General features: G+C 38.5%; 8 protein-coding genes and 1 pseudogene. 6 read left to right on the top strand and 3 right to left on the bottom strand.

The genetic code is table 11. The annotated features are described in order from the left end of the window. Window positions 1-640: 640 nt before the first annotated feature. From AACQ42_RS14485 to AACQ42_RS14460, 6 genes are all read left to right on the top strand, one after another. Window positions 641-1,216, top strand: coding sequence for a fimbrial protein (locus AACQ42_RS14485; protein ID WP_094123801.1), 576 nt, complete (start codon window positions 641-643; stop codon window positions 1,214-1,216). Between the two features lie 83 nt (window positions 1,217-1,299). Beyond that, window positions 1,300-3,780, top strand: a complete 2,481-nt coding sequence (locus AACQ42_RS14480) for a fimbria/pilus outer membrane usher protein (protein ID WP_094123802.1) — start codon at window positions 1,300-1,302, stop codon at window positions 3,778-3,780. 33 nt (window positions 3,781-3,813) lie between these two features. Further along, the gene (locus AACQ42_RS14475) at window positions 3,814-4,557 is read left to right on the top strand and encodes a fimbria/pilus periplasmic chaperone (RefSeq protein ID WP_094123803.1); all 744 of its coding nucleotides are present in this window, start codon (window positions 3,814-3,816) and stop codon (window positions 4,555-4,557) included. Window positions 4,558-4,564: 7 nt separating this feature from the next. Continuing rightward, on the top strand, window positions 4,565-5,137 hold the full coding sequence (locus AACQ42_RS14470; RefSeq protein ID WP_217898939.1) for a fimbrial protein: 573 nt from the start codon (window positions 4,565-4,567) through the stop codon (window positions 5,135-5,137). 203 nt (window positions 5,138-5,340) lie between these two features. Further along, a complete protein-coding gene (locus AACQ42_RS14465) occupies window positions 5,341-6,156 on the top strand; it encodes a hypothetical protein (protein WP_094165455.1) in 816 nt (271 codons plus the stop codon). Between the two features lie 1,151 nt (window positions 6,157-7,307). Next, entirely contained in the window at window positions 7,308-7,742 is a 435-nt protein-coding gene (locus tag AACQ42_RS14460) for a hypothetical protein (RefSeq protein ID WP_094165453.1), read from the top strand. A 227-nt stretch (window positions 7,743-7,969) separates the two neighbouring features. Here AACQ42_RS14460 and AACQ42_RS14455 read toward each other — a convergent pair. The 3 genes and pseudogenes from AACQ42_RS14455 to AACQ42_RS14445 form a co-directional block, all read right to left on the bottom strand. Continuing rightward, a pseudogene (locus tag AACQ42_RS14455) lies at window positions 7,970-8,443 on the bottom strand (IS5 family transposase); the annotation flags it as partial. A gap of 266 nt (window positions 8,444-8,709) precedes the next feature. After that, on the bottom strand, window positions 8,710-9,777 hold the full coding sequence (locus AACQ42_RS14450; RefSeq protein ID WP_094165451.1) for an outer membrane beta-barrel protein: 1,068 nt from the start codon (window positions 9,775-9,777) through the stop codon (window positions 8,710-8,712). A 208-nt stretch (window positions 9,778-9,985) separates the two neighbouring features. Further along, entirely contained in the window at window positions 9,986-11,218 is a 1,233-nt protein-coding gene (locus AACQ42_RS14445) for a winged helix-turn-helix domain-containing protein (protein ID WP_094165449.1), read from the bottom strand. Between the last annotated feature and the right edge of the window lie 741 nt (window positions 11,219-11,959).

The following is an 11,959-nucleotide window of genomic DNA, read 5'->3' as shown; positions in this document are numbered from 1 at the left end:
GTTAGAGTTGAAGATGAACTAACAGCGCGAGGATGCCCCCTTATAGGGGGCTATAAACCAAAGCCGCCTTCTAAGAAGGCGGATTTTTACTATATTTATATCCCTCAAATAAATACGATAAAAAGAGTAAATTCTACTACGGTTACTTTTCTCTAAAAAACTAGACCATATCAAATTTCTATATTTTTCATTGAAATGCTTCGTAATGAATGGAATGGTAATTCATTTTTTAATATACCCACGTCTTGGGTTTTTGTTACTTAAAATTACTTAAAGTGGTTGCCAGTTTATTTTTACACTTTTCAGTGGTTAAAGGCTTACCCCTAGGTTTCCCGATTTATCTTAATGTATTCCAATTTGTCGTTATCCTGATATATTATTGTTTTTATTGGTTTTTTTTTGTATTTTTTTGGAGTTTATAATCCTGTTTTTTTTTGTGCATAATTCAACCCGTAAATTGGTCTGTTAAGTTTGGTTGGTTAAGTTTGTTAACTCAACCGAATTAAATCAAACCAAATAATAAGAAACCGAAACAAAAATACCTGAGTCTAAATAAATGAAGAATCTAGCTAGAATGAATTAAATTTATTCTTTTATTTTCTTCTTTTAATGGCTTAACAAACAAAACTAGGATTAAGAAATGAAAAAAACAATTATCGCTTCAGCTATGATGGTGTTGTTGTCTGCTTCTGTATTTGCAGAAGAGGGAGAGGGTGGAGGTGTAACTCCACCACCAGCCTCAACTATTACAGCTGACCAAGGGCACGGAGTAATCAACTTTGTTGGGGCAATCATTGATGCGCCATGTTCAATCGCTCCAGAGAGTGTTGATCAGAGTATTCAGATGGGCATGATTTCTAATGTTTTATTAGAAAAGCAAGGTGAGACTCCAATACGTCCTATTCATATTCACCTAGAGTCTTGCTCTACAGAAACTGCTAAACAAGCAAGTTTGAAATTTACTGGAATTACCGATGATGCTTCTAAGAAAAATCTAGCGATTCTAGGTTCTGCTAAAGGTGCGGCCATCAGCTTGATTAACCTACAAGATGGTTCTGAGATTGAACTTGGCACAAACACTAAAGGTATCGAGTTATTGGAAGGTGATAATGTTCTGAACTTTGCTGCTAAGTTGGTTAGCACCCTTAAAGCTGGAGAAAAAGCAACCCCAGGTCAGTTCACTGCAACAGCAAACTTCGCAATGAGCTACGAGTAACTATTAAAAAATAGTCTTTCTATATTTACGTCTGCGCGCAGGGATGCGCGCTAGTTGTGTATTGAATTACTGAAGTAGAGCTTATGAAAAAATTATTATCATTAACTACTAGCATTATTGTTATTGGTTTTGTGAATATTTCCAAGGCGGAAACTATCGAATTCAATACGGACTTGTTAGATCTCAAAGATAAAGAAAGTATCGAATCTGGAGCTTTTCAAAAATCTGGGTACATTATGCCAGGTGAATACACCATGCAAATGGTGGTCAATAATACGTTGATTGGTGAACGTAAAGTGCTTTTTTATGAGAAAAGCGAGAACGAATCACAACTTTGCTTAACTGCCGACCTAGCTAGCGACTTGGGTTTAAAAGCGGCTGAGCTGAAACGCTTACTGACCAGCCCAACGATTGTGAGCCAACAAGATTCGGTCTGTCATAACCCTGCCGTTCTTGAAGGAATGATGCTCAAGGGCGAGTTAAATAAAGACACGTTGACAATCTCGGTACCTCAAGCTTACCGAGATTATATTAGTGAGTCTTGGGAGCCCCCTTCACGCTGGGATAATGGAGTCAATGGGGCTTTACTCGATTATAATATCAACCTACAAGAGATGCGTTCTATCAATAGCAAGAAAACAAACTTAAGCAGTTATGGTATTGCTGGACTTAACCTTGGGGCTTGGAGATTAAGAGCGAATTGGCAAGGGCGCTACCAACATTACGAAAATAGAGATAGCTACGAATATTCCCAGAACGAGTTTGGTGTACAGCGTATTTACGCCCATCGAGCTTTGCCAGAAATACATGCAAAATTGATGTTGGGTGAGCAAGATCTTGGTAATTCGATTTTTGATAGCTTTCAGTTTACCGGTGCATCATTGACCACCGATGATAGTATGCTGCCGCCTAACCTGCGTGGTTATGCACCAGAAGTGGTAGGGATAGCTAAAACAAACGCCAAAGTAGTGATAAGCCAACAAGGCCGGATTATTTATGAAACACAAGTCGCATCTGGGCCTTTTAGAATTCAAGATCTGAGCAGCTCTATAAGTGGCATGTTAGACGTGCGGGTAGAAGAACAAGATGGTTCAGTGCAGACTTTTCAAGTTAACACCGCCACTATTCCGTACCTATCTCGCCCCGGATCATTACGTTACAAATTCAACAGTGGTAAAGTTAGCAGTAGAGAGCATGAGTTAGACGGCCCAGCCTTTGTCAGTGCTGAGTTTTCGTGGGGGGTTAATAATGGTTGGTCACTACTGGGCGGCGGCTTACTTGCTGATGATTATTCAGCCTTATCTGTAGGTGTAGGGCGAGATCTGCTTCAGTTTGGTGCTATTTCGTTCGATATCACTGAGTCGCGTGCTCAACTTCCCGAAGGGACGAAAAGTGGCGGCTCTTATCGAGTCAACTACTCAAAAATGTTTGAACAGTATGATAGCCAAGTTGCATTTGCAGGATATCGCTTCTCTGAGCGGGATTTCATGACCATGAATGATTTTATGGTCGCTAAACAAATTGGTGAACCTTACCGTGGCGCTTCAAAAGAGATGTACAGCGTAGTATTGAGTAAGCAGTTTAGAGATTCAAAGTTGGGAGCTTATGTCGACTATACCCATCAATCTTATTGGAATGATGTTGATACGGATCGGATTAGTCTCTCTTTATCTCGGACTTTCGATGTAATGAATTGGCGAAATATTAGTGCGGCTCTGAGTGTATCTCGTAATGAGCAGAGCAATCTTATTGATAATGGGCTTTATTTAACGCTCTCGCTACCTTTTGGGAATAATAAACACGTCAGTTACAGCGCTTCAACCATAGGCGGGAAAACTACGAATAGCATGAGCTTCTATAATAGCATCGATGAACGCAACAGCTATTCGGTCAGCGCCTCAGCATCCCCTACTGGTGAAAGAGTGAGTGGTTTCTATACTTATACTGGTGAACAAGCCACCGTTATGGCCAACCTTAGTCATCAAACAACGGGTCAAACAGCTGTAGGACTATCAGTTAATGGTGGGATTACCGCAACAGGACAGGGCGCAGCTGTACACCGGGTGGGTATGACTGGCGGCAGTCGGATCATGGTTGATACTGATGGAGCAAAGGACGTACCTGTACATGCTGGTGGGCTACCAGTCTATACAAACAAATATGGTAAAGCTGTTGTAGCCGATATGTCTAGCTACTATCGTCAGCGTGTGAGTATCGATGTTGATAAGTTAGGTGAAAATGCTGAACCAATTGGCACACCGATATCCATGGGAACCTTAACGGAAGGTGCTATCGGTTACCGTCACTTCGATATGCTTTCGGGAAGTAAGCTGATGCTTGAACTGGTTAAATCGGATGGTAAATCGGTACCTTTTGCTACTGAGGTATTCAATGAAAAAGGTCAGGCTTTAGGTATGGTTGGTGAAGATGGCATGGCTTATTTAGCGGGTTTGCATAACGGCGCTATCATCGAAGCACGTTGGGGGAGAGAGCAATATTGCCGCATACAGCTACCTTCTCCCCTCCCTACTGTAGATACAATGGTAAAACTAACCTGTCAGTGATGGATAGTTTATAATTAGATTGAGATAAACGATATGACTAATAAATTGCGTTATACCTTTACTTTGTTAGTGGCTCTGCTTGCAGGTCAGTCACAGGCGGCTGTCTCTTTGGATAGAACCCGGGTTATTTACCCAGGAGAGGCCAAATCGATGAGCCTTACCATTCGCAACAACAATAAAACATTGCCCTATTTGGCTCAAGCTTGGTTGGAAGATGCAGAGGGCAATAAAGTTAACCAGCCCTTTACCTTACTCCCTCCTGTTCAGCGTTTAGAACCGGGAATGGAGAGTTTAGTAAAAATCCAGACACTCCCTAGTATCTCCCTACTACCTCAAGATAAGGAGAGCTTATTCTATTTTAACTTACGAGAAGTTCCACCGCGCAGTGAAAAGCCGAATACTTTGCAATTGGCTCTACAAACACGCATTAAGTTTTTCTACCGTCCTACGAGCCTTGTCGTCGAACCGGGTAGCAATAAAACACCGTGGCAGGAGAATGTCACCCTGCTGCTGTTAGATGGGAAATATCAGTTGAGTAACTCAACCCCTTATTACGTGACTATTGTCGCAGCGGCAAGCAGTGATAAAGGTGTAAGTGTTGAAGGTTTTAAGTCGATGATGATAGCTCCTCATAGCAGTTTGATGGTAAATGTTGAGGCTGTTAAGCTTGGTTCAAGCCCGACTTTTACTTATATAGATGACTTTGGTGGCCGTCGTACATTGAGCTATGATTGTGATACAAGTTGTAAATTGTTGCCTCAAAAAGATGCCATGTAAGGGTGCAATGATGATACAAAGTTTACGGTACGTAGCTTATTTAATGAAGTTACGTAGAAGTTGGGCTTTTTTACCGACTGTACTTGTTGCCTTATTATTGCATTTACCAGTAAAAGCGGATGCACAAAACTTTATGCTGACCATTACAGCTGAAGTGTTTGAACGATCCTGTTCTATACGTCCCGGAGATGAAATTATAAGCGTCGATTTTGGAAGCATTGTGAGTAAAATGCTGTTACTCCATGATCGTACAGCTAGTAAACCGTTTCAAATTCATCTTGAAGAGTGCAATTTAGACTTTGGCAAAAATGTGAAAGTGACATTTTCTGGTCAAGCGGCGAGTGAAGATAGTGCTTTACTCGCCCTTACTGATAATAGCCAAGCCAAAGGCATCGCGATTGGATTAGAGCAAGGCGGGAAAATTTTACCAATTAATAAGCCAAGTAGCGCAGTAACTTTAGGTGAGGGAAACAATGTTCTTGATTTTTCTGCCTATGTACAGTTACTGCCTTCAGCGCAAGAGGGAATAACCGCGGGGGCATTTCAGGCCAGCGCTAATTTTACGCTTGAGTATGACTAATGTTTAATCATCGCGTATCGCTATAAGCCGCTATACATCATGTTACTCTACAGGAACCTTTTCCTTAGGGTGCATTCATTAAATTAGATAAAATGCCATATTCGATCTCAGTTAGAAATGGTATTTATCTACGATAATGGTGATATTGTAGATAAATACCAAGCTTAAACAGTAGGGCTATCAAATGTGGTGGAGAATATTTTATGGGAATGAAAAATAATGTTATTACCCGCCAACATAGTGCAATGTCACCTAGCCAGTGTCAATTCATTGTGTTGCGCCGACACTTCAGAGCGTTTATTGTAATGCTCTGCCTCATACTAACAACAATGCAGCCAACGATATCTAACTCGTATGAATTAAATATTGAAGATGGTACTTTTAGATTATTTCATTCTGATTTATTTGGTAACTCATTCAAGTATTATAAGTCGCCTAGTAATGATATCTATCTTCAATTAAAAGCACCTAATAATCGGGTATGTTCATATACTATTGAGGACAAATCGTTCTACCTCTATAGAGAATTAACTGAGAACGATTATGCAGTTCCTAAACATATTCTGGAAGATGTCATATCACGTGGTAAGCAAAGTTGTCGAGCATTAAATATGGGGTTAGATGTTGGCATCCGGCTAGTTGTTCCTAGCCGTGAGACGTTTAACACTTTTTATCAATCTGTTGTTCTAGAATCATCATCTGCATCTATTCGCCCTCCAAGCGAATGCTCCGCTTTCTTGTCTAACATGGAATTTGGGAAAGTTCGATTGGATAATGGTAAAGCAGAAGGCGAGGCTGAGGCAAAGTTAAATATAGCTTGTAATACCGACTCTTTCTTCAGTGTTACTGTGAATAATGGAAATGACCTGATTGATATAAATTCAGATTCATCAGTGACTTTTAGTTACCTTAAAGAGACTATGTGTGAAGCATGCATAATAAAAATTGGTGGAGTCTTAAAGGCGAACAGAGCAGGAAATTATAAGTGGTCTGTGCCTGTGGAACTTTTTTATGATTAATATTGGTGTTGCTGCCTATTTCTGAGGATGATAATGCTGTGTAATAGAATAGTGAACATATTAAAGGGAAATTGGGGCTTAAATTAAACCTAATATTAAATATCCATTAAGCTGGGTCCTTAAGTATAAATTATATTAAGTAGAGAGTAGCATAGCCTTCTGTTTGAAAATGACAATTTAAATTCGAAGCGGCATTTTTATTTAATTGGACCTCACAAATAAGTTCACTATTTCTCATTTAAGAAAAGTAATGGTCTAGAAGTCGATTTTTTAGTACCATTACAGCATCGAACGATGCTCAAAGAACTCTCTTTCTGTTCCTTTGTTATTGTCACTCATAGTATATAACATGCTTGATATTGGCCTTTTATTACTCTTTTTAATTAATTGCATACTAATGGATTTAATAGGCATATTGTCAAGCAAATATGATTTTTAAATAAACGAAGTATTTTTATCGCTATCATTCCTAATCCTTTTCTGCATTGGCTATCGCTCTCTAAAATAACAATTATACTGTCATGTTTTTTAACGGTGCTGGGGTAAGTGTGTAAGGAGTGCATGTTCAGTATTCGTTTTCTTGCATCAGTTATTTAATATAATAAGGGTCCAACATTGAGCCAATGAAATTGCAACGTTAACAAGTTCTCAGCGTTGCATACATTGGTACCGCTCAGTTTGTTGTCCGATGCTTGCCCTGCAATCACAATGCGTAGCGTATAACCTATATGTGAAATTTTCTGTGCTGAATAATCGATAGATAGCATGTATATCTAGATACTTAGACCCACAGGGAGCCTGTGAGTAGCAAATCCAAGCTATGTAGTGGCATTTCATCATCGATTATTATCTCTATAATTTTTTATCTGCCGATAAGTCACCATTTTGGTGATTCTCTTATCTACTCATTTTACTATTTTCGAGTAGATCGTGAATAGGACGATGATGTGTGTCATTTATTTTTATTGCATCGATACTCGAAATAATTATGAATTATTCTTGGCATAGAATCCCACTTTATCCAATGACAGTATTATGCTGCCTTACGGCTTTGGGTGAGCGGCCTGAGAAAATGATATTCACTATCCGCTTGTTGTCCTCAATCAGTAATTTAATCAATTTAAACACTTAAGAAGTAAAAAGGGAAAAACATGAAACCAATGCAATTATCAGCGTTAATGGCGTGTGCAGCGCTTGGGCTATTTGGCGCAGTAGGTCACGCAAACGCGGCCGATACCTCAATAACGCAGAGCAATGAGGTGAGCAATACAGCGAGTCCGGATGAGTACCCAGTTGTTCTTCCTGCTCAAGTATCGGGTCTTGGAGGTGATTTAAACGTAAGAGCTTATGCGATTAAGCATCTCTATGAAACCATGGTTATCAGCTACTATGGTAGACATGGTTTATTAGTAGATAAAGATGAGTATGGTTACGGTACGCACGATATAGATAGTGTTCTTTCAGTTGAAGTGAAAAAAACATTTGCAGTTCCACCGGAGATGATTCTTGTCAGTATTAAAGATGAAAATGGAGATATTTTAGCGAGTCAGGCTACTGATATTTGCTCCATAACTCATTTTTGTTAGTGAGCGTCTAGCTCAAGCGCCAAGTTTGGATAACTTGGCGCTTTTTGTACGTATAGTTATATTTAATTATCTTTCTTTACTTCTTTTTATCTTTCAAAACGGCCTTTGTTGCGTAATTCAGTGTAGAGACAAATTTGCCCGCTTTGTGTATTTCTTAGTCAACACAACAAGTTTCAGGCAGATTCTGGCAGTACATCGGCATCAGCCACGTTCGATAAACTCAACTACGCAGCGGTATTTTCGTGAGTTCTCGTATCAACAGCAATACGGTGTTTTCGCCAAACTGTGTGTTTAGCCATGCTTATTGAATTTCAATTCACCTTCACCATAAACCTTAAGACCAGTGGCATCGATGGCTAAGTGTCTTATCATTCTAGAAGTTTTAGGTTTGAACGATATTTCAACCTGCTTAGCCCGGCAACTGATACAAGTGTTATGTGGGTACTTCAATGGAACTCGGGGAATCATAAATACAGAGTCAATAAATCCTTGCCGAGTTCTTAACTGCAATGAGAAGATGCGCTTAATCATATGCAGTTGTGATCGCCAGGTCGCTAAAGCAACGAGGTCTTCCACGCTTTTTTTGTTTGCATTGTTTCCACTCTCTTATTGCTTCTTCATCAATCCAGAAGATGTGAGCCACGATTGATTAAAGCTATGTACTGTTTCCAGTTTGTTGTTTTGTAACGAGGTTTATGCATTATGCTACTGTGAAAAGTGAATGCAGCTGCTCAAAACGTAGAATCGATAATGAGTTCCATCGATTTACGCAACCAAGCCAGTTCAGGTGGAAAAACGTTTTATCTAATATGATTCTTGGTAGCAATACGTAGCTATTCTAGCCAAAAAAAATCGGCCTCAGGGACCATTCTGAAACCGATGAAAGTGGCTGCTAAGATCCAAAGGGGGAGGTGGATATGCAACCCAAATTTAGTCAATTTACTTATTGCTTATTACTTAAGTGTTCTTACCAAGGCGATTGGAGTTCTTCCACTTCGTGATAGCCTGTTATCTTTATGTCGACACGGCGATTAGGAGCAAGACAAGCAATCTGCTCTGCTTTATTTGTTACATCGTTACAGGTTGAGTCTGAAATAGTCTTTGCTTGTACGTGCATTTGACTTTCTGGTACGCCGATATGGGCGAGATAATTGGCTACCGCCTCTGCTCGCTCTTTAGAAACACGATCTCTGATTAGATTCGCCCCCAAGCTATCGGAATAACCAATTACTATGGTCTCCATCTGTTTTTTAGCATTAATTTCTGTTAGTTGTTGGTTTAACTTATCCAGTGATTGTAATGCTTCATTATCTAATGCGGTTTGGTTGAGGTTAAAGTGTACTTCTGTACTTAGCTCAAATGGTTTATCGACCATGATGGTAGCTGGCTGAATAATCTCTGGTTCTTCTGCTGATTGCATTATTTCAGCTTCAAAGGAAGTGGTGACTGCCATAGGTTCTACTTTTGCAGATCGGAATGGATGATAAACCAGTTCTAATGTTGCGAGGTTTTCATTCGGTTCAAAATGGGTTTGATAGAGTTCGCTTTGGATGTCTGCGACATCTTTGATGTAACGCCAACGTGCTTGCACAGCAAACTGATCGTTAATTTGATAAGCAAGGCCAGCTCCTAACACGGCGGAAACTTTGCTGTCTTTTTCGCCAAGTCCTTCAGTGTGAGACCAATAACCGCCAGCTTCAGCGAGTAAAGATAGGTCTCCTACTAGTGGCACTTTGCCATTTAAGCTGATCATACCACCTTGATTTTTAAAGGGGAGGTTATCTGTTTTACCATGCCCTAAGTAAAGATAACCGCCTTCAACCGAGAGGTAATTATTTAGGTCGTAGCCCAAAAATAAATTTGCTGCAGCCGCATCTTCTGCGCCAGATTCAACATTATCAATCTTATTTAAACCGTGAATGTGCCCAGCGCCGACACCAGCACCTAGATAAATATTTGATTCATCAGCCAGAGTGGTGTGTGAAATACCCATCAGAATGACTGATGTGAGTAAAGAAAAACGGAATTTATTCATTTAGCTATCCTTTAATATAGAGTAAACATAGAAAAATTTCTTGACGTTGTTATTTTAATCTTTAATTTGGAAAATAAAGTACCGCTCAAAGGTTATTTATTTTGAGTGAGAATTGTATAAGTATATAAGAGGGTAGGTTGGTTACTATCCTCTTTTTTACTCTATATAAAGGATAGTAACCGGAGTTGCAGGGAATGTTGGTTTTTACTTATTCTGTTTTATTTAAAAATTCATCAACATGAAAAATAATTCCACCAAATACGGATGACACATAAATTTTATTTTTCTTATCCACGGTTTGTAGATAAATATCATCTTGTGTAAATTGGTTAAAAATACGATTCAAATCGGAATCTATTTGTAACGACTCCTGTTGTACGAAATCGACATGAAAAGACTTTATATTGAGATGCATTGCTTTCTTAGAGTTATATGCTCTGGAATGACGTTTTAGGTGAAATAAAACATTATCGTTTCTATCGGTAAAAGAAAAGTCTTGCGTCCATGTCGACGTTCTATCATCGGTCGTTGTACTCTTTATTAGCATAGTTCCGACAAAGTAATTGTTTTCCGAGCATGGGCGATAAAAATTGAGCCTAACAAATGACATTCCCGGTACTTTCTTTACATTAATAGGTTTTGCTTGATAGTTGTTTATGTAACCAGCAATGCACTTTATCTGTGATGAGATATCTTTATTTTTATCCATCAAAAATGTCTTTTGCCAAGTCATTTTTTTTCCATCACCTAAATTAATAAATGATATGGCTTCATTTGAAACAAGAGCATAGTAATTTAGGTCTCTTGTGATATAGTCTGATAGTGCTATATATTTGTTATAATCGTTTTCAGATATATCACTTGTGTAGAGTATCGTTTTATCTTGCTCTTGATTATCTGGTTTAATTAATGATATTTCTGGCAAATTAGTACTGTCTTTTTTAGAGAATATGTTAATGCTAATAATTAAAAATACTACGGTGATGATGATTGTTAGAACGGCTAGAAATGACTTCATCCCGAGTTTATTCTTTTTAGGAGCACTCACGATCTCTATTTCAGCTTCTTCAGCTGCATCTATGCTTTCATCAATAATCTCTTCCCTATGAGCAAGTGAATCACCTTGCATGGTTTCAAGATCTAGCTTTAAGATATAGCCAACCCTAGGAACAGTATCAATCGCATTTTTGATGCCGATCGATTCGAATTTTCTTCTCAGCAACAAGATATTTTTATTCAAACTGATATCACTGCTTTCTCTATCACCCCAGATCTGTGTTAGCAGCGTTCTGCGTTCTACAACGCGCATAGCGTTGCTGCATAAGTGTTCTAGCACGGCAGATTCTTTATGGCTAAGTTTGAGCTCTTTTTTTTCTAAAATAAGTCGGAATGTTTCTGGTTCGAAAATGAATTTATCAGAATGCTTGTATTGTATGGTCATGGCATTGTTCTTTTTAGTATCGTTATGGGCTAGTAATCGCAAACCGTGTTGTGCTTTTCACTTGATCAGACGGTCACATTAGTTAGAGTATAAATCATAAAATCAATGTCAAGTCGAAGATGGTGTCCACAAAGTTATATAATCGTCATTCTATGCTCATGATTTCAATAAAGTACCTTGTAATATCGTTTAAGTGAGCTTGCAATAAAAGGCTTCCTTTTTTGAAACATAAGCATTGAGTTCTTTATGCTCGCCAACCATTTCGACATGCAGAATAACAAATTTGACACAGATCAATAATTTGTAATTATTACCAATAAAAACAATTAAAAACAATGACTTAATTTAAATATTCTTGTTGGAATCTTTTTTCATTGCTTGGTGAAGGGCTTGGTGAAGGTGTTTTTAGGCGCTTTGATTTTTTCTTGTTCGTTTTTCGGGAGGATGGGAAAGCGATCTTTTTCTGTATACAGCATAATGTTCTTTGATAGGTATTGCCTGAAAACGAGTAACTTTTTCTTACATTTATACCTGTTAGAACCATCTACTCCATACATTATGGTACGTCTGAGCAATTGAACCCACTTAGTAAAGAAATTCAATAATATGAATTTGTTATTCTATTTTATTTTTTTTGTTTAACATTTTGTTTTTAATGTGTTTTATTGCCAACTTTTAATATTTTTACTTGCGTGTCCGCTTCGGTGAGAATGGTTGTGTCCTGAGTGTGAAGTATCTGGT

The organism is Vibrio sp. V12_P9A6T4 (genome assembly GCF_963874835.1).
In the GTDB taxonomy this organism is placed as follows: domain Bacteria; phylum Pseudomonadota; class Gammaproteobacteria; order Enterobacterales; family Vibrionaceae; genus Vibrio; species Vibrio anguillarum.
The sequence above is the reverse complement of the archived record's forward strand: the minus strand, read 5'-3'. Positions and strand labels throughout refer to the sequence as shown.